The 21744-nt window shown below is 58.6% G+C and carries 23 protein-coding genes; 8 read left to right on the plus strand and 15 right to left on the minus strand.

All coding sequences use genetic code 11. From position 1 onward, the window contains the following. Window positions 1-9: 9 nt before the first annotated feature. From BLU35_RS25185 to BLU35_RS25215, 7 genes are all read right to left on the minus strand, one after another. Window positions 10-303: a hypothetical protein gene (locus BLU35_RS25185; protein WP_143032990.1), complete on the minus strand. Its 294-nt coding sequence runs from the start codon at window positions 301-303 to the stop codon at window positions 10-12. Continuing rightward, window positions 282-932, minus strand: a complete 651-nt coding sequence (locus BLU35_RS25190; protein ID WP_093234947.1) for a hypothetical protein — start codon at window positions 930-932, stop codon at window positions 282-284. Before BLU35_RS25190 ends, BLU35_RS25185 begins: the two co-directional genes overlap by 22 nt. 163 nt (window positions 933-1095) lie before the next feature. Beyond that, complete coding sequence (locus BLU35_RS25195) at window positions 1096-1746, minus strand: hypothetical protein (protein WP_093234948.1); 651 nt, start codon at window positions 1744-1746, stop codon at window positions 1096-1098. Window positions 1747-1752: 6 nt separating this feature from the next. Continuing rightward, a complete protein-coding gene (locus BLU35_RS25200; protein WP_093234949.1) occupies window positions 1753-1983 on the minus strand; it encodes a hypothetical protein in 231 nt (76 codons plus the stop codon). A gap of 179 nt (window positions 1984-2162) precedes the next feature. Continuing rightward, a complete protein-coding gene (locus BLU35_RS25205) occupies window positions 2163-3836 on the minus strand; it encodes a hybrid sensor histidine kinase/response regulator (RefSeq protein WP_286161613.1) in 1674 nt (557 codons plus the stop codon). A 317-nt stretch (window positions 3837-4153) separates the two neighbouring features. After that, window positions 4154-4528: a VOC family protein gene (locus BLU35_RS25210; protein ID WP_093234950.1), complete on the minus strand. Its 375-nt coding sequence runs from the start codon at window positions 4526-4528 to the stop codon at window positions 4154-4156. Window positions 4529-4573: 45 nt separating this feature from the next. Beyond that, the gene (locus BLU35_RS25215; protein WP_093234951.1) at window positions 4574-5215 is read right to left on the minus strand and encodes an HAD family hydrolase; all 642 of its coding nucleotides are present in this window, start codon (window positions 5213-5215) and stop codon (window positions 4574-4576) included. Window positions 5216-5357: 142 nt separating this feature from the next. Between BLU35_RS25215 and BLU35_RS25220 the strand changes: the two genes are divergently transcribed. The 3 genes from BLU35_RS25220 (at window position 5358) to BLU35_RS25230 (ending at window position 7335) form a co-directional block, all read left to right on the plus strand. Further along, window positions 5358-5996 (plus strand): histidine phosphatase family protein, encoded by a 639-nt coding sequence (locus BLU35_RS25220; RefSeq protein ID WP_093234952.1) that lies wholly within the window; start codon window positions 5358-5360, stop codon window positions 5994-5996. After that, window positions 5989-6456, plus strand: coding sequence for an NUDIX hydrolase (locus tag BLU35_RS25225; protein ID WP_093234953.1), 468 nt, complete (start codon window positions 5989-5991; stop codon window positions 6454-6456). The genes BLU35_RS25220 and BLU35_RS25225 overlap by 8 nt, the downstream gene beginning before the upstream one ends. A gap of 219 nt (window positions 6457-6675) precedes the next feature. Then, the gene (locus tag BLU35_RS25230; protein WP_286161614.1) at window positions 6676-7335 is read left to right on the plus strand and encodes a P-loop NTPase family protein; all 660 of its coding nucleotides are present in this window, start codon (window positions 6676-6678) and stop codon (window positions 7333-7335) included. A gap of 212 nt (window positions 7336-7547) precedes the next feature. On the opposite strand, the gene BLU35_RS25235 is transcribed toward BLU35_RS25230, so the two are convergent. From BLU35_RS25235 to BLU35_RS25260, 6 genes are all read right to left on the minus strand, one after another. After that, window positions 7548-7850, minus strand: a complete 303-nt coding sequence (locus BLU35_RS25235) for a hypothetical protein (RefSeq protein WP_093234955.1) — start codon at window positions 7848-7850, stop codon at window positions 7548-7550. Next, window positions 7847-10045 (minus strand): peptidase domain-containing ABC transporter, encoded by a 2199-nt coding sequence (locus BLU35_RS25240; RefSeq protein ID WP_093234956.1) that lies wholly within the window; start codon window positions 10043-10045, stop codon window positions 7847-7849. The genes BLU35_RS25235 and BLU35_RS25240 overlap by 4 nt, the downstream gene beginning before the upstream one ends. Before the next feature lie 2 nt (window positions 10046-10047). Further along, on the minus strand, window positions 10048-11337 hold the full coding sequence (locus BLU35_RS25245) for an HlyD family secretion protein (RefSeq protein ID WP_176907425.1): 1290 nt from the start codon (window positions 11335-11337) through the stop codon (window positions 10048-10050). A gap of 105 nt (window positions 11338-11442) precedes the next feature. Continuing rightward, entirely contained in the window at window positions 11443-11661 is a 219-nt protein-coding gene (locus BLU35_RS25250; RefSeq protein WP_093234958.1) for a bacteriocin, read from the minus strand. Window positions 11662-11750: 89 nt separating this feature from the next. Continuing rightward, complete coding sequence (locus tag BLU35_RS35210) at window positions 11751-12491, minus strand: helix-turn-helix transcriptional regulator (protein ID WP_143032992.1); 741 nt, start codon at window positions 12489-12491, stop codon at window positions 11751-11753. 271 nt (window positions 12492-12762) lie between these two features. Next, complete coding sequence (locus BLU35_RS25260) at window positions 12763-13848, minus strand: sensor histidine kinase (RefSeq protein ID WP_210185157.1); 1086 nt, start codon at window positions 13846-13848, stop codon at window positions 12763-12765. Window positions 13849-15194: 1346 nt separating this feature from the next. Here BLU35_RS25260 and BLU35_RS25265 point away from each other — a divergent pair. The 5 genes from BLU35_RS25265 to BLU35_RS25285 all read left to right on the plus strand — a co-directional run bounded on the left by BLU35_RS25265 (window position 15195) and on the right by BLU35_RS25285 (window position 19183). Beyond that, window positions 15195-16679, plus strand: coding sequence for a PAS domain-containing sensor histidine kinase (locus BLU35_RS25265; RefSeq protein WP_286161615.1), 1485 nt, complete (start codon window positions 15195-15197; stop codon window positions 16677-16679). Continuing rightward, a complete protein-coding gene (fixJ, locus tag BLU35_RS25270; RefSeq protein ID WP_176907437.1) occupies window positions 16675-17286 on the plus strand; it encodes a response regulator FixJ in 612 nt (203 codons plus the stop codon). Before BLU35_RS25265 ends, fixJ begins: the two co-directional genes overlap by 5 nt. Window positions 17287-17377: 91 nt before the next feature. Then, a complete protein-coding gene (locus BLU35_RS25275; RefSeq protein ID WP_093234961.1) occupies window positions 17378-17716 on the plus strand; it encodes a hypothetical protein in 339 nt (112 codons plus the stop codon). Between the two features lie 68 nt (window positions 17717-17784). Beyond that, a complete protein-coding gene (locus BLU35_RS25280; protein ID WP_093234962.1) occupies window positions 17785-18426 on the plus strand; it encodes a helix-turn-helix domain-containing protein in 642 nt (213 codons plus the stop codon). Window positions 18427-18619: 193 nt separating this feature from the next. Then, window positions 18620-19183 (plus strand): MCP four helix bundle domain-containing protein, encoded by a 564-nt coding sequence (locus BLU35_RS25285; protein WP_286161619.1) that lies wholly within the window; start codon window positions 18620-18622, stop codon window positions 19181-19183. A 31-nt stretch (window positions 19184-19214) separates the two neighbouring features. Here the strand turns inward: BLU35_RS25285 and BLU35_RS36870 are convergent, their stop codons facing one another. Together BLU35_RS36870 and BLU35_RS25295 are read right to left on the minus strand one after the other, a co-directional pair. Further along, window positions 19215-19637 carry an epoxide hydrolase N-terminal domain-containing protein gene (locus BLU35_RS36870; RefSeq protein ID WP_176907427.1) on the minus strand — a complete coding sequence of 141 codons (423 nt, stop codon included), beginning with the start codon at window positions 19635-19637 and terminating at the stop codon, window positions 19215-19217. Window positions 19638-19891: 254 nt separating this feature from the next. After that, complete coding sequence (locus BLU35_RS25295) at window positions 19892-21205, minus strand: epoxide hydrolase family protein (protein WP_093234964.1); 1314 nt, start codon at window positions 21203-21205, stop codon at window positions 19892-19894. Window positions 21206-21744: the final 539 nt, after the last annotated feature.

Genomic DNA, 21744 nt, shown 5'->3' on the forward strand with positions numbered 1-21744 from the left:
GTTGGTACGTCACGACGAAAGCCGTGCGACTTCAGAGCGGCCCCACTTTCGGGTCCGCTCTGACAGCTCCAGCGTTTCCGTGAGCTGCGCAGCTTTCTCCAACGTCATGGCGGCGTCTTGCCGCAATCCAAGCTGAACCTCTGCATCTGCGAGCAAGACCGTGGCGGCCAGCTGCATGTCGGCCGGCTTCCCCGCCCAATCCTCACTCGCGACAGCTTCGCTCAAACCTGCGCGAGCAGCCCGAGCAACAGCCTCGTTGCCCCGCATCGCATGCAGGGCGGTCACGGCAAGTTTCGTCTGCACCGCAGCATCCCCGCGAAACCGATGCGCCGCACAGCATAGTGCGCCGCCGCCTCGGGCTCGCGGTCGCCCGCCCGGGCAAGCACGTCGAGCTTGATGCACGCGAATTGCTCATCGGCAGTGATCGCCGGCGATGAGCGCTCCGCCTCGGCGATGGCTTCGGCCGCATCCGCCATCCTGCCGGCCGTCAGCGCGTCCATGACCTCGCGCAGCGCTTGCTTGCGCACAAAGGCGTCATCGCTGATCGCTTCCCGCCAGGCCACACGGGCGGCCGGGAAATCCCAGGTGCCATCGAGCACGGCCGCGACCACGGGCTTTGCGTCCTCCGGATCGCCGATCCAGGCAAGCACGCCGGCGCCGTCGATAACATTCGTCGTAGGAACGCCATCGCGGCCGCTGGCCTCAAGCCATTCACGCGTTACCGCGCCCCGCGATAGCCCGGACGTGGCGGCCGGCCGGTCCTCAAGCGCCAGCACCGTTTTGTCGTTGCCCTGCGCTGCTGCGGCCGCAGTGGCTTCCACATCGCGGACCAGCACGGCAATGCCGTAGACCGGCACGCCCAGCGGTTCGGCGAATTTGGCAAGCTCGCCGACTGCGTGCAGGCATCCGACGCAGCCGGCGTTCCACAGCACAACGATGCTGGCCGATCAAAGACGACAGGCCCGAAGGCCTGTCGGTTGAAAACCTTCGCCAGCTTCAAGCCGGGGGCCACGTCGCCCGGCAACAAACGAAACGGCATGAAGCCTCCCTGTTACGCCCCCGGCCCGAAGCATTGTCTATAACGCAGATCGCGGATCAGACTTGGCAAACTCCGATCAGCGGGCCGGGGCCGTCCAGATCGTGGCAGATGCAGCCCGGCCCTTGCGTGGTGCATTGGAAATCGAACGAGCACGAAATCGAAATGCACAACAGCTTCGCCGCCTCGTCCTGCACTTGCAGGCCTTGGACGGACTTCGAAACGCCGCCCGAGACTTTCAAGACCGCCGGATCGGCGGCCGCGCCAATGCCCGGGCCGCGCAGCGGATCGGCGATCACCGCACGATCACGAACGACGCCCTTCGTGCCGGCGACGTGCGGCAACAGCGCGACGTTGTTGACGCTGTAGAGCGGCGCGCTGGATGCGCTCGGCCGCGTGGTCGAGACCGTCCAGGCCTGCCGGTCGAGTTCGACCGCCGCCGCCACGTCGCGGAAGCCGGACGCGAGCTTGTAGCTCACGCGCATCGCCTTCGTGTCGCCCGATGCGCCGATGGGACCGGCGGTCTGCTCGTAGACGAGCACGCCGTTGTTGAGGCTGACGCTCACGCCGGGTTCCAGTGTCGCACGCGCACCGTCGCCCGCGTCGGCCTGGCCGTACTCCACATCGAGCCACGTCGTGCGCCGCTCGCCATCCTTGAGCTTGGCCGCGTTCGCGCAGGTGCCGATCTTCGCCCGCGCGCCATCGAACACGGCGAGCTACATCCGATGGCCGTCGCCGTCGTTGCGGCTCTTGATGCTGAACTTTTCGTTTACGTCCACCGGCGCGTGCCGCTTGGCGGGATCGTAGAGCGCGTGGACTTCGTTCGCCGCCCACATGCTGCCCGGGCTGGACTGCGCCGTCTGCGTCCGCTCCGTGCCGACGCCTGCGATGGCGGCGGAGACGCCCAACGCCATCGACGCGAACACGATCAATCCTGATTTCAACATGACAGTCTCCATTTCGTGATGAAACAACCGTCGCGGATCGCAGGGACTCCCAGGCTGCGAACGTGCCTGTCCGCAAGACCAGCCGATACCTTGGGCGGCGTAAAGTGGGCGTGATGCCAAAGTGCCTGAATGGACAAAACCCGCCGGTGGTGCCGGCCGGGGTTAAGCCTGAATCGACTTCATGCTCGTGCGTCGAGTGCACTCGCAAGGACGACTGACCGCAGTTCAGCCGGACGGACGGGCTTTGTAAGCAGTGGAATATCGGGATCTCCCAGCTCGTCACGGACGCGATCTGCGTCGTGCCCGCTCATCACCACCACCGGGATGTTCCACTGCTGCATATTGCGAACGACTCCGATGCATTCCTTGCCGGTAACGCCGCCGCCAAGGTCGTAATCGGTGATGAGCAGATCGCAGTCCTCGAATGTCTCCGGGATCGTCGTCGAGGTGTCGACCTCGCAGCCCCAACTTTCCAGCAGGCTCGCGGTTGCGCGCAAAACCGCCTCGTCGTCCTCCACCAACAGCACGCGCAAACCGTCCATTGCCGACGCTGGCCGAACCACTTGCTGTTCGCGTTCCGCGAGCTGCGGCTCCGCGATCGGAAGCCCGCTTAAGGCTACACGGGTTCCATGACCAGGTCTCGACGCCAGGGCAACAGCGTGTCCGAGCAGATTGGCCAACCGCTTGACGATTGGCAGGCCAAGCCCGACCCCTTCCACGTCGCGATCGCCGCGCTCACGTACCTGATAGAACTCTTCAAACACGTGCGGCTGATGCTCCGCGGCAATCCCTGGTCCGCAATCCAGGACCTCGACCGACACCGTCTGACCCCGTCGCCTGCAGCCGATAACGACCGGCCGACCCGGCGCGTATTTAATCGCGTTGTTGACCACGTTTTGCAGGATCGTCGCCAACAGGCTTGGGTCGGTTTCGACCCAAACCGTCGACGCGACCGGCCGAAGCTCTACGCCGGCACGCTGCGCCGCCTGGGAGTTCTGGCGGACTACATCGTCAATAATCTGCTGCACGGCAACCGGCTCGACCTTCAGCGTTACCCTGCCGCTGTCCAGGGTCGACACGTCCAGCAGTGACTTGAAGAGGCGCGAAACGCTCTCCAATGACCGGTCGATGTTATCGACCATCTGCACTTCGCGCGGGCCAAGGCCGGCGTCGCGCAAGACCGAGGTAAACAGGCTGATCGCGTGGATCGGCTGCCGCAGATCGTGGCTTGCTTGCGCCAAAAACCTCGATTTGGCCAGGTTGGCCTCCATGGCCGCGTGATAGGCCTTGTGAATGCGCGTGATGAGGGTGAGCACATATGCCGGGACAACCGTCGTCGTCAGGACGAGTGTTAGCACCATGTCCGGGTTTTCGCGCCAGTAACTATTGAAATAGTACGTAATCCCGAGCGCGACGAATGCCGCGGCCGTGGCCCCGATGAGGTAACGAGGGCCGAAGCGTAGACCGTTTGCCAAAGTCACCCATAGCAGAGTCGCGTAGACCGGCAGGGTCGCAGCGCCGCCGACCGCCATGGCCAGCAACATGCAGAAGTAATCGTTCGCCATGCCGAACAGCCGGCGGCCGTGGAACTGCCCGGGCCGTTGGACAATGTCCCGGTACAACAACACGGACACCGGTATATACGCGACCAAATACGCCACAGTGAGCTTGAGCCAGATCTCCGCGCGATCTTCGCTGCCCAGCAGTTTCGGGACCACGTAGAGGCATAAGAGAGGCACGAGAACCAGGCGCACCAACGCCTGCCCGCGCTCGGCGTCGTCGCCACGACTGCGGAGCACGTCCGCGACGCTACCAAATACTCTGCCCTGCCACGCCATCGCCGCTGCAGTCATGCGAACCCCCTCCATCGAGCGAGGCGCATACGCACGTGCTGTCGGCCTGTGGCCCGCCCGAACCTCGCTAGCCGCGGCCGAGGCGGCCGGCACCTAATGAATCGAATTAATGTCCCAAACACCACTAGCACAATCATGGTCAATGCGAAGCGTGCGATCGCCTAGCGCCCTGCGGATGGCCGATGCCTTGCGACGAAAACTTTCCGGCCATTCAGGAGACCAGTCGATGATTTCGATTTTACCGACGGGGAACATCAGCACTCCTTGTCCAGCGCCCGCGGGAGCCAGTTAGCTTGCGACCACGACGCATCCGCTCTTCAGCGGGTGATCCGCCATGGAGGATCGACACGGTTCGGTCCAGCATAGTACAGAATGATGCGGTTGCCGCCCGGATCAAGCAGTTCTGCCTCGCGCCAATGCCAGCTCTTATCCTCGGGACCGCTGACGAACCCAAGACCAGCCTCCTTGAGGTTGCCGACAGTCTCGTCCACGTTCTCGCACTCGAAATATATCGAGGTCCCGCCGCCACCGTTCGCACCCTGATGTAACGAGAAGGTGCTGTCTCCGTCCGGACAGACGAAACGTGCATAGCGAGGACGGGCGTCCACAATGGGTCTGAGTCCGAGATTGCAGTAGAACTGCCACCCCGCATCCAGGTCGGCCATCGTCACGGTCACTTGGTTGAGGCGCATGATTTTATATCTCTCGGCTGCCGAATGGGCCTGCCTTGACTTCTGCTACGGCCATAAATGTTTAAGGCGCGGGTGCTGTTGAATGTCCCGTGCCGAGGTGAAGGTGGCCGCATCCCATCCGGCACGACTGGCCAGCTCGACAATTTCTGGCTGATCGTCGAAGAACAGCGGTCGCTCTCCGGGCTGAAGCTCGAGCGCCAGATTGATGGCTTCGAAGAAGCGTGGGTCTTTCTTCGGCACGCCGAGCTCGGCGCTATAAAAGAGCCGATCGAAGTGGCTTGCGAAGCCCAGCTCGTTCCACAAATATCCCGCTCGATAATGCTCCTGGCCAGTCGCAACGAAGGTTTGTGCCCCACGCCCGCGCAGTTCCCGGACCAGGTCAAACACCTCCGGATTGACGCTCGAATCCTTCTCGAACCAATAGCGCACGAAGTCATCTACCTCGCCCTTGTACCCGGCTCGGGGAAGAACGGCCGTCAGGGCCTCCTTCAGGTCACGGCGTCCGGTGACACATTCGAACATAGGCGAGGCAGCCCGGTTGCCGGGCGTGCCAAAGAACAGGAGCTGAAACGCATCGCGGTCGACGCCCAGGTCGGCTTCGATCGTTGCATCCCAAGGTTTGCGACGGGTAACATCGGCATGCCAACCGTCGATCAGCACGCCGTCCACATCAAAGAAGACCTTCACGTGTTCCCTCACTTTCCACGACAACGAACAGTTGCTATCCGTTCAGTACTTCGCCATCACGCTGACTACAACCCGAAATTAAGCTTCCCGTGGGGGCGAAATCTGACGCTTCAATCGCGAAGGCCATGTCAGGAGGAACCTTATGAAAGACCTCTTTGTGGTGACGCACACCCAGTCTGTCCATCACCTCGAGAACAAGGTGGGCGGCTGGTACGACACCGGCCTGACCCCGCGGGGCGAGATCGATGCCGCGGCAACGGCCGAGCGACTGGCGAGCATGGTCGGTGGCGGCGACGTCGAGATTTTCACTTCCGACCTTCTGCGCGCATCTCAGACCGCGGCGATCATCGCAAAGCGCCTTCAGCGGCCCTTCGTCTCGACTGCAGACTTGCGGGAGATCAGCTATGGCTCAGCCGGCGGCATGCCCAATGACTGGTTGGCCGAGCGCCAGACACCGGCACCCGACGACAACAGAATGGACCATCGCGGCGGCATCGAGGATGCGGAAACCCGCAGAGATATTGCGAGCCGTGTTTACCGGCGCGTGGAGTCCATCGTCGAGCGCCCGTGCGACAGGAAGATCATCGTAACGCACGGCTTTGCGCTGACGTTTGTCATCGCAGCTTGGATCAAGATGCCTCTCGATGCCGCGGGCTATTTGAGCTTTCCGGCTCGATCGGGAAGCATTACCCATTTGCGTCAGGACGATTTCTGGAAGAGCCGATCGGTCGTCAGTCTGGCCGACGTATCCCACTTGAAGCCCGAGGCGACAGATGGCTGACATCCCCATACGTTGTTTCGCAGTGTCCGTCGTGCTCCTGCGCGCCGTCGACGGTCAGCCCGAGGTCCTGCTTCTTCGCAGGAACCACACTCTGGTCGGGGAGTGGTGCCAGATTGCAGGAGCTATCGAGGAAGGTGAAAAGGCTTGGGAGGCCGCTCTCCGGGAAGTCAAGGAAGAGACCGGCTTGGCATGCCGACAGCTTTACACTGCCGACATTTGCGAGCAGTTCTATGAAGCCGACCGCGACGCGATCAGCTTGCTGCCGGTCTTCGTCGGCTTTGTGGAACCTCAGGCGACCGTCGTCATCAATCACGAGCACAGCGCATATCGCTGGGTTTCATTCGAAGAAGCATTGACGATGGTTCCTTTTGCGGGGCAGCGCCATGTCCTCAGGCATGTGAAGGCAGAATTCGTGGAGCGGGAGCCGGTAGGTCACCTCCTCATAAAGGGAGCCTCATGACGGGACTTCAAACGTCGTATTTTCGCCAATACGGACCGATAGCGACGGCAAGCCATCTCAAGTCGAAATCCGGTCAAGGAATTCCTCCATCCCAAGACCGTGTAGGGGCTTTTCCCGTCTGCCGCGAACTCAGGTACCATTCGATTTTGTGCGGCCCATGACTTCCCCTCCTCCCAGGAGAGTACAACTCTTGCAGTGCCTAATCATCGGACCGACTGTGTGAGCAACAAGCATGAAGAGGGCTTACGAAAATTGCTCACACCAAGTGTCACCCGGCAAATCCTCTGTCGGTTCGTCCCCGAACGGCGACCTGAGAAAGCGACAGCGAACGATTGCTCACTCGAAGGCCAGGAAATGAGACGGATTTTGATCGTAGGATGCCCCGGCGCGGGAAAGTCCACGGTAGCAAGACAATTGGCAGAGATAACCGGCCTTCCGGTAATTCACCTCGACCGACATTATTGGCTGCCAAACTGGACCCGGCCGGATAACTCCTCGTGGCGGAGGACGACAGAAAGCCTGGCATCGCAGCCGGCCTGGATCATGGGCGGCAATTACAGCGGCACGCTTGAGCAGCGGTTGCGGTCGGCCGACACGTTAATTCATCTGGATTACCCGACCTGGCTGTGCGTGTGGCGGGTGATAAAAAGAACCGTGAGCGGCTGGGGCCGTAGTCGTGACAACGAACTCGCTCCAGGATGCCGGGAGCGTTTCGATTGGGCGTTCCTACGCTTCGTCATCAACTATCGGAAAGAGCAAAGAGACCGGGACTTGGTGCGTATGTCGGGCTTTTCCGGTCGAATTTTCCGCTTCACGTCTCCGCCTGAGTTATCGGCGTTCGTTGCTGCGCTGAGAGCCGCAGCTCGCAAAACGGCCTGAAACTCGCCTACCGTATATCTGTGCCCCTTTAATGTTCAGGGGCCATTACGAAGAGGCGATCAACCGCACCTTGGCCCGCGCTCGACAGCCTTGAGAGCGGCATAATTTATGATGGGCTCATATGAGCGAACACCACAGTTTCGCCCCCCGCCGCCATTAGGCAGCCACGGCTACCGTTCATTGCCGACGAACACTGTGAGCGCGCGGAGCATTCAATTGCACCATTGCGCTCCTCCTGGCTCGAAGGACCACTGTGATGCCGGATAATCCACCTTCACCACGGACATCACGCCTTTGAACTTGGGTGGCAAAGTGAAGCTCGCTGTGTTTCGCCGCACATCGCCAGCGTAGTTGATCGCGTACTCGGCCGCGCAGTTCCAGCTTCGGTCGTCCGGGTTGATCGCATAGATCCAGAATCCCTTGTCATTCCAGTCCCACCGCACGAGAGGCTCTGAACGAGCTGGCGACGATTGCACAACGAGCATCAGACTGGTGGCCAATGCAAGACGTTTCATTGGGTCTTCTCCGTGGCATGGCGATCGGCGCCCTCATCCGCTGTCAACGCGCCTGAGCTTTCAGCCGCCGGCAGGATGCACTCGGCCGCAGGCCGCGTTGGTCTGTCGAGACGAATGATGCGATCGGCCATCTTGAGGGTGCTCGGTCGATGTGCAACGATGATCCGCGTCATCGGCAAGGTGCGCACGGCCCCGTTGATGGCAGCCTCGTTGGTCTCATCGAGGTGGCTCGTGGCCTCATCCAACAGCAGTATGGCTGGGCGTCTATACAGGGCTCGCGCCAGGATGATACGCTGCCGCTGCCCACCAGATAGCGAGCATCCCATATCCCCCACGCGTGTCTCGTAGCCCATTGGCATGAGCAAGATCTCGTCGTGGATTGCTGCCGATCGCGCGCAATGTTTTATCCAGTTGCGATCGGCGGCTGGGTCAAAGGCGCAGATATTGTCGGCAATTGAACCCGCGAAAAGACGATCTTCCTGGAGCACGCAGCCGATATGGTTACGATAATTTGCGACCCCTATGGAATTCAACGATGCGCCGTCGAACAGGATCTGACCTGAGGTTGGCTGTATCAGGCCCGCCATCAATTTCAGAATTGTCGACTTGCCTGATCCTGATGGGCCGCTGATCGCCACGCACTCGCCCGCGCCGATGACCAAGTCGAGGCCTGAGAGTACGTTTGTTTCATTGTCGCCATAGCGAAACTGAACTTCCTTGAACTCCAAGCTGCCTGGCTTGTCGTCACGATCCGTCATGTTGATGATCGCCCTCCGCTCCTCCGGGGATTCCAGTGCGATCTCGGCAACACGTTCGGCATGAAGCCGCAGCATCGCGAACTGTGCGCAAGCGTCAATAAAGCCCTCAACACGTATCGCGAACTGATCTTTGTATGCGAGGAAGGCCACCAACATTCCAACGGAAAGGCTGCCGTGTAAGATCGCGTTTGCACCGAGGTAGACGATCAATATCCGGTCAATTCCGACGAGTGCGCTTCTCAACGCCGTAAACGTCGCATCGAACCTTTGGACCCGCAATTCGGCATTCACCCGATCGACGAGATGGTTGACCCAGGTAACTCGCCTGCGCTCGGAGAGATTGAGCGCTTTGACGCTGGCCATCCCCCGTGCAGACTCCATGAAGTGGGAGTTTTCTCTGGCGGTATGAACAATCACCTCTTCCGAAATCGATCGATAGGACGCGTGGAAAACCACGCGCATCGCCACATACAAGGCGGCCGAAGCCAGCGCCACGGCCAGGAGTCCTCCACCGTAGGCCCACATCAAAAGCACCAGCGCCATCGACATCAGACCATCGAGGAAGGCCTGAACAACGTTCGCCGTCAGGGTTCGTTGCAAGGCATCGAGAGATCCGAAGCGCGATACGACATCGCCGACGTGTCGTTTCTCGAAGAAAGCGAGCGGCAACTCCATGAGACGATCAAACAGCGCCACTTTCCATTGGAGGATCAGACGTGAACCTATGGACACCGTTGCCCACGCTCGCACTAGTCTCGCGGCGACCTGCATCGCCAGCAGAATGCACAAGGCCAGGATGATGACCGTAAGCAGATCTTGATCGCCAGCGACGACAACTTCATCAAGAATGAGTTGAAAACCGGCGGGTACCGATACGGTGGCGACTTCCAACAGCAAGGATATCGCTAGCAGCTGCAGCGCAATCCGGCCAATTCCAGGTGTCTGTCGAAGGAGCGACCCTAGCTTTAAACGCGGGCGATCTTTCTTTTTTTCAAAGCTTGCGGTGGGCCAGCACTCGAGCGCCACCCCTGTGAAATGTTCCGACACCTCATGAAAGGTGTATTTCCGTCGACCAATCGCAGGGTCATGAACGGTAATCGTCCCACGCCCCACCTGCGTCAGGACGACAAAATGATTGTGGTCCCAGTGGAGAATACAAGGAAGCCGCAACTGTTGGAGATTGCCAAGATCCAGACGCAGCGCCCGAGTTGCTAAATTCAATCTTGCGCCCGCGTGGACAAGGTCCTTGAGCGTATTGCCCTTGAGGGACACTGAAAAATGCTGGCGAACCGCCGCTACGTCCATTCGGCGGCCGTAGTGGCTTGCGATTGTTGCGAGACAAGCCAAACCACACTCGGCGGTCTCGCTTTGCAGAATAATGGGCGTCGCGGCGCCGGCGCGTGTGGGCAGGACCTTTCTAAAATCGACAGGTCGCATCGCTAGGGCCGATCCGTAGGAGCGACGATAGAGCCACGCAAGCTATAGATTGGCTGCAGCAGCCATTGATATAGCGGACGGGATTCCGCCAGTATGTGGGCCTGAACCTGCATCCCTGCCTGAAGGGGCTCTTTTTTGCCGTAGGCGATGACGAAGGCCTTCTCGGGTTCCACGGTGATGCGATAGGCCGATTGGGGTTTCGACGCGATGGCACCATCAGTATTGAACTCCGTCGCTTCGTTCGGGTGCAGTGTCGTACGCGAGATCAGTACGACTCTGCCTCGGTATTGCCCGAATTTCTGATAGGGAAACGCTTCGTACCGCAACAGCACGGGATCTCCCTCTCGTACGAAGCCGATCGCGTTTGTCGGCGCGAGTAGTTGTATGGTGAGCGGATGATCATCAGGAACGATCGTTAGCAGGGGCGTGCCTGCCCCCACCGTTTGTCCTGTCTGGGTGATTATGCTCGTGATCGCACCATCGCGCGGAGCGGTGATCTGCAGTTCCTGCCTGGCCTGGCTTTCGGAAATCTGCTGATCGATATCGAGTATTTGTCGCCGTATGCTCGCAACCCTTTCCGACGCTTCGAGATCAAAACCGAGAAGTTCGTTTCGATGTTCCGACAAACGGCCGGCGAGTTGCAGGCGGTCCCGACGCAGAGCCTCGAGTTGGGTGCGCTGCTGGTTATAGGCGAGCAGACGGGCCTCGTATTCGCGCGAGATCGATACGCCACTGGTGACCAGGTGCTGCTGGCGTTCAGCAAAACTCCGCATGGTATCAGTGAAGTTCTCCAGGAGCGCGATCTGGGTTTCTACTTGCGACATCTCCTTCTCGACGCTTGATATCCTGTCGCCCAAGGCTTTCTTGGACATCGCGTCAGCCGCGGCCTGACGCAGCGTCGCAGCATTCAATTCGCTACGTTTGTTTCTCAGCAACCCGACAATCGCATCCTGGGTATTGCCTAGTGAAGTCGTGCTATCGATGCTGAGCGTGTACAGGACTTCGCCTTTGCGCACCGATTGACGCTCATGGACATCTAGGCTTTTTACCCAGCCCGCCTGTGGCGCGACGAGGCGTGTCACGCCCCCCACGGGCAGAACGACGCCCGCAACCTTCACGCGGCGCGTATACTGCGCGTAAATCATCAGAAGGACCGCAAAGGCCACGAACATCAATGCGACCATAGATACCGCAGCGAGAGAGAGCCGCCCCTGGTCGTTAGTCGGGCGACCCAACCATGAAAGGTCGCGCGCGTTGAAAGACTCTGGTCGAAAGAGAGCAGTTGGTTCCATCAGCCACTCGGGATAGCTAGGCGGCCCCGCTCTGGGGCGCGGCCCGACGCGCATTGCGACGGGCCGACCAGGATTAATCTGAAGACCTATTGAACGCAGCGGCAGTCACTGATTGATATAAAACTCGTGCGTGCTGCTGCTGTATCCAACTGTCAAGCCGCCGTTGACATGCCCACCGCCCCACGTGGCAATAGCACCATAAGAGCCAGTAGCGAAGCGGAACTCGCCCATCTCGAAGTAAAGGCCGCCGCTAACCGCATCGAGTTCCTTCTCGTTGAGTTCTCTCAGGCCGGAAGCTTCTGCAGTAATTGAATCGTAGTCCATCTTTTCCTCCATCGATAAACGCGTGGCGGATGCAATCTGATGGCGAAGCCTAGGGAAAAGAAGCTGTCAACTTTGACAGGGTGCAGGGCCTAAAGCGTGATGAGACCGAGCGCAATCGCTCGTGCGCAGGCAGCCTGCCGCCCATTCACTTCCAGCTTGCGAGCAGCCCCTTGCAGATGAAAATTGACGGTCCTTTCACTGACGGAGAGTATCGCGGAAATGTCCCACGATGTCTTGCCGAGCGCGGCCCACCGTAAGACCTCCCTTTCTCGTTCGGTCAAACGAGGTCTGGCTTCATCCCAACCCTGTAGGCGCCGGGCGGAGACATGGAGGCAACTGGCAACGTATGTCATCGGCGCGATCGTGCAAAACAGATCGCGCAGATCAAACGTGGCATCGGTCGTGAACGTCATAAAAGCCCAACTAACGCCCGGAGACGAGATCGGCACGGTGATTCCGGCCCGCAACCCATACTCTCCAGCCCGGCGCAGGATTTGGCCCGCCTGCTTACCAATCATCTTGTCGGTGAACCCCACTTCACCGCGAACGTTCCATGCCGTGCTTGGCATTCCCGCTCTCACATGCATTACGCGGGCATCTCGCGAGGCGATTTCCGGGTCGCGGAGTGCCTCGTATCCTTCGGCCCATTCGGAAGTGAAATCGTTGAAGGTAAGAAAATCAGAGCGATCACGCCCATGCAGATCCTGCAGTTTAACCGCGTAGGCTTGATGACCAAAACCAGTGGAAGTCGCCCAAGCCTTCGATTCGCGAACGAGCTCTACAAATGAACTGGCGCGAAGAATTCGTTCAACCTGATCCCAGTACTCCATGGGTCGTTCCTTATTTGGTTCGCCCTCAGTATCCAGCCCCGCGCGAAACGGCCAAGGCGTCGCAATCTGCGAATGTCAGATCAGGGAGTTTTTTGGCAAGGAACCGTCCCATGGAACACATCGCTCGAATTGGTATGGATACGTCCAAGCATGTTCTTCAGCTGCATGACATCGCCACTCCCCCTGCTCCGTCAGGGGAACGCAGTAATTGGAACTGCGAGCGCCGCGCCACCGCATCAGTTCGGCGCGTTGCCGCAAGACGTGTCGGTGCCTACGCCTCGGCTCGTCCGATTCTCAGGGGCATCTTCAGAGATACGCGATAGCGCGTCGGCTCAATATAACCGGCGGTCAACGATGCGCCCTCTGGAAAATGCGTTTTGACCCGATGGGCGACATTGGCAAGGCCAATGCCGAGGCCGTCGCCGGTCTTGTCCGAGGCGGCAACGTCGTTTTCGACGGACAGATAGAGCGTCTCACCGACCCAGCCCGCACGGATGTGAATTTCGACCTCGTCGGCAGAACCGCCGACGCCGTGCTTTACCGCATTTTCGACCAACGGCTGCAGGATCAGACTTGGAACCATCGCGCTCTCAAGCTCGGTAGGGATGTCGATCCGAACAATCATTCGATCCGAAAACCGCTCTTTCTCGATATCGAGATACTCTTTCTGCAAGGCCAGCTCGTCAGCAAGCCGCAATTCGCGCATCGGATCGAGTTGCAGCGTTGACCGCAGAAAGGCCGAGAGCGACATGATCATCCGCTCGGCCCGTTGCGATGCCCCCTCCTCGACCACGCCAGTGATTGAGTTGAGCGTGTTGAAGAGAAAATGCGGGTTTATCTGATACTGCAAAGCGCGCATCTGGGCGGCGAGCGCCTCTTCGCGCGAGGCAATCAGTTTCAGATCCCGATCGCGCACGTCCATGTGATTGAGCAGCGCCACGAAGAGGAACGACCAGCCGAAGAAGATCGACATGCGATAGCAGACCGCATAGCCGTAATCCATGATGTTAAACGGCACGACAACGGGCGACATGATCAGCGCATAGAGGTAAGAGTCCAGCAGGGACATACCCAGCGAACTGACCAGGGAAAGCAGCAGACACGCGAGAGTCTGCGTGGCGTAGGGTTGATCTCTCATTCGGCTCAGCAGTTGCGCAAACAGAATGGCCAGAACGACGAAAACCGCTTCAAGGACAAGCTTCCCAAGAAACGGCTTCAGCGGATTGTCACCGATTATCAGCCAGATCGGACTGGTGATCAGCAACTCGGCGGCCGCATAGATCAAGGCCAGGCGCAGGGTCGTCGCACGAAATCTACCGTCCAGGAAGCTATCGGTGGGAATGGCGATGTGCTTCATGCAAACTCTGTCGTGTTGAATTCAGGTGGTTTTGTCCGAGCGGCGGAGTCGCCGAGGTGACAAACGTCTGGGCTAAGGAGAAAGCAACTGAAAGAAGATATAATGCATTTAAATCGCGTATCGAATTGCAAACAAAGTCGGCCGAGGTCGATCACGGCGCGCGGTAGAGGCCGTCCGCTGAAAACGTTGGGTCCCCGGAAGCCATCATCGCCATCAGGAGCGAGGCAAGTATCTTCAGATACCACACCCAGAACGGCTATCCCGAACGCACCGTGGAGCGGGTCCGCCAGCCCCCTGCGGGCGGTAACATACAACTCTCCTTCACTTGAACTTTGTCCGAGAGATGGACAGCGACGCATCAGATAGCTCGACTTTGCGCACGAGGACCACTAGGACAGATGTCCTAATGTGCTACGAGGTGAAGACATGGTAGAGGTTGACGGCACTCGCGATTCCATTCGCGCAGTGCGGCGTTACTTCAGGGTTTTACCTTGCCGTTTCAAATCGAAAATTGTCTTATGGCCGTTGGGTTTAGACGATAAACGCCGTACGATTTTCCGCTAACGATTTCAGCGCGCCACTTTTTGCCGGGCCATTTGCAAGACCGAACTTCGTCGGCAGCTTAACCAGTTTGCGACCAGCAATAGTCGACGAGCGCTATTCTAGAACACCCGGGCGTGCCAGTGCGGCCCAAACCACAGCGTCGGCCACCCCTTCCGGCGCAATTTCCCCGATGGCACCCGGGCTTTGAAAGCTCCCTACTCTGCCTGGTGTGAAGTCGTTAGGTCAAAGGCCCGTGTCGTATTTACCGCTAAGCCCTCAAGTGAAATTGCAAAGCAAAAACCGCATAATCTGCCCCGGTTACTGTCGTTTTGCATTTAGCCGGGTTCATCCTCAATTTCTGTGATTCAGCGGCAGCATTCTCGCCCTCATCAGTTCTGGACCGGCGCGACCGTACATTGCTCGCTTCAGCATCTTGACGCGGTTGATCTGCCCTTCGGCTTGACCGTTGTTCCACGGGAGTTCGATTGCATTTTTTACGGCATCAACCGGCCTGAACATTCTGCACGATGGCGGGTTTACCCGCGGCTATTGAGGAGGATGACGCCAACGCCCATTCCGCCCCGGCCGACGCGACACGCCAGTCAGCGGAGCCCAACGCCCCGTCAACCCGATCGACCATCGGATTTCGCCTTCCGTATCCAAACAAGCACGCCGCCCCCTTTACGCCAGAAAGCGGTGCGGCTTTCCATGTGACAACGGCGTTATCAGAATGATAAACGTCAATTCGGTTGCAATTGGGAATCGCGGAAGAAGAACTGATGCTCACTGGTCGGACCGGCTTAATGCGCACCATTTCGGATTGCGTGCTCCGGCGAAATTCGTCACCCACCAAAGCTTATGGCTTTGCCGCGACCGCTGTTCTGATTGCCTTTCTCCTTCGCTATTTCCTCATGGGTGTTCTGGATGATCGGGCAATCTACATTCTTTTCGTACCCCCCGTTCTCCTTGCAGCCGTTTGTGGGGGTTTTGGTCCAGGAATGCTGGCTGTCATCGCGTCCATCGGTTCGGCAGCCTATCTTAGGTCACTCACTCCCGGCGGGATCCAAATACCTGAAATGGTTGTATTTGCCGCCGTGGGGGTTGCAATTTCCCTTTTGGGAGAACTGCTCCGGCGCGCTCAACATGACTTAACATCCGCTGATGAGGCCTTGACTATAAGGGAGGCGCACCTCCGGTCGATCCTCGACACTGTTCTCGACGCCACCATCGTGAGCGAGCAAGACGGTACGATCGTGTCGTTCAACGCCGCGGCTGTCAGACAGTTCGGCTACGCCGAAGATGAGGTGATCGGCCAGAACCTGAGGATGCTGATGCCGCAACCCTATCGCAAGGAACACGACGGCTATCTCGAGCGGTACCTCTCTACGGGCGAGAAGCGCATTATCGGAACCGACCGTGTGGTTGTCGGTCAACGAAAGGACGGATCCACCTTTCCCATGAAACTTGCCGTCGGGGAGATGAGATCGGGTGGTCGAAGGTTTTTCACGGGTTTTGTACGCGACCTGACCGAGCGTGAAGAATCGGCCGCTCGCCTGCAAGAGGTTCAGACTGAGCTGGCGCGACTGGCCCGCCTCAATGAAATGGGCGAAATGGCCTCCACGCTCGCCCACGAATTGAACCAGCCGCTCTCCGCTATAGCCAACTATGTCCACGGTTGCGGACGGCTGCTTCAGTCATCCGAAAGCCCGCGCGACATCCAGATACGCGATGCCCTCAAGGAAGCCGGAGAACAGAGCCTACGTGCGGGGCAGATCATCAAGCATTTGCGGGAATTCGTCACAAAGGGCGAGACCGAGAAGTCGCCTCACAACCTGCGGCAACTGGTCGAAGAGGCCGGCGCGCTTGCATTGGTCGGATCGCGCGAGAAAGGGGTGCGCACTGTATTCGACTTTGTATCTGGCGCCGACCACGTCATGGTTGACCGAATACAGATACAGCAAGTGCTGACCAACCTCATGCGCAACGCCGTAGAGGCGATGAAAAATTCACCCAGGAAGGAACTTTTGGTCACCATTCAGCGCTTGGGCCCTGCAGAGGTGATGATAGCTGTCGAAGACTCCGGCCCTGGCATACCTGAGGAAATTGCGGCTGACTTGTTTAAGCCGTTCACAACGACCAAAGCCGGCGGAATGGGCATTGGCTTGTCGATCTCCAAGCGCATTGTCGAGGCGCATGGTGGGGACCTAACCGTGTCCACCGGGGGCTTGGGTGGCGCATGCTTCCGCTTTACCCTGCCGCAATACAACGAGGAAGAAAATGCCGATTGACGACTTCACCGTGCATATTGTCGACGACGAAGAGGCGGTCCGGAAATCGCTTGCCTTTATGCTGACGATGAACGGATTAGCCGTCCGAGTGCACGAGTCCGCCACTGCGTTCCTTTCCGTTGCTCCAAATCTGCGGCAGGCCGTGCTCATTACCGACATGCGCATGCCCGACCTGAGCGGACTGGAGCTCATTCGCCGTCTGGCAGCCCTCAAGACAACGATCCCGTCGATCATGATAACTGGGCATGGGGATGTGCCGATGGCGGTGGAAGCGATGAAAGCAGGAGCCGTCGATTTCATTGAAAAGCCTTTTGACGACAACACCATTGTTGAGGCGATCCGGCGCGCCTCTGAGCGCCTGAGCGATGGGTCGTCGCCGATTGAAAGCGGTGAAGACATCCGGGCGCGCATCAGCATCCTCAGCGACCGCGAGCGCCAGGTTCTGACCGCCGTCGTCGCCGGACAGCCGAACAAGGCGATTGCGTTTGCCCTCGACATTAGTCCGCGCACCGTTGAAGTCCACCGCGCGAACGTCATGGCGAAGATGCAGGCCCGCAGCCTCCCAGAACTTGTAAGGATGTCACTCGCAGCAGAAGCCGCAGACTAATCGCGGCATCGTCTTGATCTGGAACAAAGCCCGGCCTGCCCGTCTGTGCGAAGTTTGAGGAACCATCGCGCCTCGAACCCACGGAACCACAGTGTCCAGTCCGCCCCCTGTCGTCACGATTGCGAACGACGAAGCCTTGCTCCGCTCCCTGGTCTTCGCGATGGAGGCGCATGGATACCGGGTCGAGCAGTTCGGATCATGGATAGCAGCAAAAGAGCGAAGCTTGGTGGCCGAAATCCTGGTCCTTGACGGATCGCTTCCGGCGCTGGACATCGAAGCATGTTTGGCGTTGGCGGCCGGCAAAAGAGTGGTATTGCTTGCAGATGAAGACACCGAACAGGTGAGACCTGAGAACATTCTCGTCCTTCACAAGCCACTCTCCGGTTCTGATGTCATCGCGGCCTTGGCCGCATTACGTAGTAATGCGTAGTGGAACGAACGAATTTCGCGCGTGGCCAAACCTCGTCATGATCTGACCGTCAACAAAGGGTCGGTCATATGCACGCTTCTACCGCTTCCATCGCCTCCTTCAGCTTCAATGCCGCCGCCGGCCTTGATGGCCGTTCGTTCGCTCGGCCTCGCGCGATCTCATTCTACGAGGCAGAAACCGAAATCTACGCCCAAGGCGAACTGGCCGGCGCGCTCTATCGGATCGAGTATGGGGCTGTTCGGATCTTCCGCCTTCTCGCCGACGGCCGCAGGCAAGTGGTTGCGTTTCACATTGCGGGAGAAACCTTCGGCTTCGAAGCGCGGACCATGCGCAGCTTCTTCGCTGAAAGCATCGTACCTACAGGTCTGACAACGGTCACCATCGAAGAAAAAGGCCGCAGTTCTTCTGAGTTAATGGCACTGGCGCTTGAGAGCATGGTGCGGGCGCAGGAACATCTTCTGGTCGTCGGAAAGCAGAGCGCACTTGAAAAAGTGGCCGTCTTCCTCGTTGACCTGTACGACCGTCAAGGCGCAGATGGCACGATCGACCTTCCAATGACCCGAACCGACATCGGCGACTATCTTGGCATGACGATCGAGACGGTTTCACGGAGTTTCTCCAAGCTGCGCTCCATGGGGGTAATTCGACTCAAAAGCGCACGCGCGGTCGAGGTGTTGAACGTGACAAAGCTACGAATGATGATCGAATAGGCGGTCTAACTGGACCCGCGGCCGCGATACTCCGCACAAGACCCGACTGAAGACATCTGAGACCTTTATTGATCTCGCGCAAAGAAGCTTTGTTCGATTGAAATAATGTGCAAAGGCAACTTCTATCGTCGATCCGCCGTAAGTTGCCGCTCCGCAATACGCTGACGCGTTCGAGCCGCATGCCCTGCCGCGGCTGGACCTCTTACGTCACGGCGCACGAAACCTTTCACAAGGTTCGCGCCCCCCGGGAAGTCGGCTTTTCTTCAGATACGGCAGTGTAAAGGCCTCACTTCTTTCGCTTATATGCACGATCATCGTCGTGGTTTCGACTTCTTCGATCATCTCGCTTCGAAACATTCGGTCGATCACGCTGTCTGCGGAGAAAGTCGGCAACTTCTGGATAGAGCGCCTACTTGCCTCGCGAGAAGTCAAAGGCAACTTCGCCGATGTTCGTCTCTCGCTGGCCCGTTTTGCCACGATGGTTAGCGAGACCGAATTTGAGGCGGAAACTCAATCCCTTGACGCGGCGAAGGCCAAACTCGCAACATCGATTACAAAATATCAGGCGGGCGTCTTCTCGCCGGTCGGGCGGTCGCTCATCACCGATATCAGCAGGTTGACGAGTAGGTATCTCGCCCAAGCGGACCGCTACATCGACCTCGTTAGAGCTCATGACATCGAGCTCTTGATCGAGGATAGCAATCTTTTTCTTGTAGTGCGCCAGGAACACCCTGTGCGGCGATGTCACGTTGTTTAACCCGAAGCCAGAAGGGCATTTGCCAGCGAACTTACGCCGTTGCGCCGGTCACAGCTTTCCACTGCGCCAATGCGCGGATGCGATGAATGTGGGTGGCAAGGGCGGAGCGTTTCTGATGCGGCGGCACGAAAACATTTCTGACTGCGGAAAAGACCGCGATGAAACGTTGCAAGCCGCCGACCGATCGAAATCGCTGCATTATCCGCTCTCGTTTTCGAAGCGGCACATGAGAATTCTCCGCGCAATAGTCGGCGAGCTTCTGCATGGTGGCGAGCTGCACGCCCTGGGTGCCATCCTCAACCAGTTCCTGGTTCGGCCATTTGGTCGATTGAATGCGCTGCTTGAGATCAGTAAGAGCCTGCTCGCTAGCGTGAAACTGGAACGGCCGGATGGTCTGTAGCTGTGTTGTCTGCGTCTGCGCGCTCAGAGTGTACGGTGGCTTTCGTGCTGGCATGAGAGTTCGACAGCGTTTCCGCCTCAGCGACCGCAGCCTGCAGAAAAAGCCCAGTCAATGCGGTGGCAGCGATGACGCTATGTCTGCTGGTGAACTGAGAAAATAGTGACATACTGTTAACTCCGTTAGGGTGGCCGCCATTGAGCGTGTCCAATTGGCTGAACTGGAAAGCGAGGACGCGGACGCCAAGAGCCCGTCCGCGTCCTCCGAGCGCAATTCCGGCAGGAGGAAGCCTGCAATTGCGCTAAGACTGGTTACCGAACGGACTTGAAGCCGTCGCGGAGTTCCTGAGCGAACAGCATGGGTTGCTCCCACGCGGCAAAGTGGCCACCCTTCTCCACCTTGTTGTAGTGGATGAGGTTCGGATAGGCTTTCTCCGTCCAACTGCGCGGTGCCTCATACTGCTCACCAGGGAAAACGCTAACGGCAACGGGGATGGTGACCCCCTTGGTGTTGAAGAACCCGCCTTTATATTCCCAATAGAGGCGAGACGCGGAAACGCCCGTGTTCGTCAGCCAGTACAGGCTGATGTTGTCGAGAATCTCGTCACGAGTCAGTTCGCCCTTGGAGCTAGTCTCTCGATCCAGCGCAATTGCCACGGCTTCAGCGGGCTGGCCATCAGCGTCGTTGTGGTCGAGAAGCCAAGCCGCGAGACCGACAGGCGAATCCGCGATTCCGTATAGCGTCTGCGGACGCGTCGCCATCAGCCTTGCATAATCGACCTGCTTGAAGGTTCGAACCAGTTGCTGGTAGGCGCGGTTCTCTTCCTTGGACAGGCCCGATGGTGCCGGCGCACCGGCAAGAAGGGCCTTGTCTACGTCAGCGGGAACGGTCGCGGGCATATTGGTGTGCACTGCCAGCAAGCCCTCTGGCTTTTGCAGGCCCATCTGGTCGACGACGAAGGCGCCCCAGTCGCCGCCTTGTGCCACGTAACGCTTGTACCCAAGCCTTTGCATCAGTTCATGCCAAGCGCGGCCCATGCGCTCGGGACCCCAGCCGGTCTCAGTAGGCTTTTCAGAGAATCCATATCCAGGCATCGATGGGATTACGACATCGAATGCGTCGGAGGCTTTGCCACCGTACGCCGTCGGGTTGACCAACGGGTCGATAATCTTGAGCTGTTCGAAGACGGAGCCGGGCCATCCATGGTTGATGACCAGGGGAAGAGCGTTCTTGTGTTTCGAGCGCACATGAATGAAATGGATGTCGAGACCGTCGATCTCGGTGACAAACTGGGGATACGCGTTCAGTTTCGCCTCGCCCTTGCGCCAGTCGTAATCCTTGGCCCAGTAATCAGCAAGTTTGCGCATCGCCTTGAGCGGAACGCCTTGCGAGGAATCCTTAACCGTTTCCTTTTCCGGCCATCGCGTCTCAATGATGCGCTGACGCATCTCCGCCACCTGGTCGTCGGGAATTTTGACTGTGAAGGGGCGGATCTCATCCGGCGCCGCCATTGCCGACGGCGGCTGAAGGCCAATCGCGCTCACCATTGCCGCAACGGCGAACAGTGCGCCACGAGTAGCGATCGATCCAAACACTGAAGTGCGATATTGCGTTGCTGTCTTCATCACTTGCTGTCCTTTCGACATAAAGTCGTTTGTGGTTCGGGCTGCCGAGAGGATTTGGCACCTGGCAAGTGTACGTCGTATTTCCTGTTACGTTCAGAAGTGTAACAAATTGCTGGTTGGTGGGCGTCGGATACAGAGCGGGACGCCGGGCTCACGCGTAGAATCTGCGTTCCCGAACCTTTCTCAGATGCTTTACCTCCGCTGTGACCGGGAACGTTAAAACCCAAAGCTCGACGACTGGAGAAGTTTGAGAAATGAAATGGACAGCGGCCGCATTTTTCCATAGGTCGACAGTGTAATCGTGCCGGCGAAGCAATTTATCCGATCCGACGTAAAAGGGTTTGCGAGTACATGCTGGTCGACGGCATCTCGGACGACCGGAACAGAGGCAGCTACTTTGGCGCTCACTCGTTCTCGACCATCGGGAATTTCATAGGACCAACGCTTGGCGGTGCCATGCTTGGCGCGTCTGGTGGACCTGGCATGTTTCTCCTCTTTGCCGGGTTTGCGGCTATCAGCGCGATTCCGTTCGCCATTGG

This window comes from Sinorhizobium sp. NFACC03 (genome assembly GCF_900103435.1).
Classification (GTDB): domain Bacteria; phylum Pseudomonadota; class Alphaproteobacteria; order Rhizobiales; family Rhizobiaceae; genus Ensifer.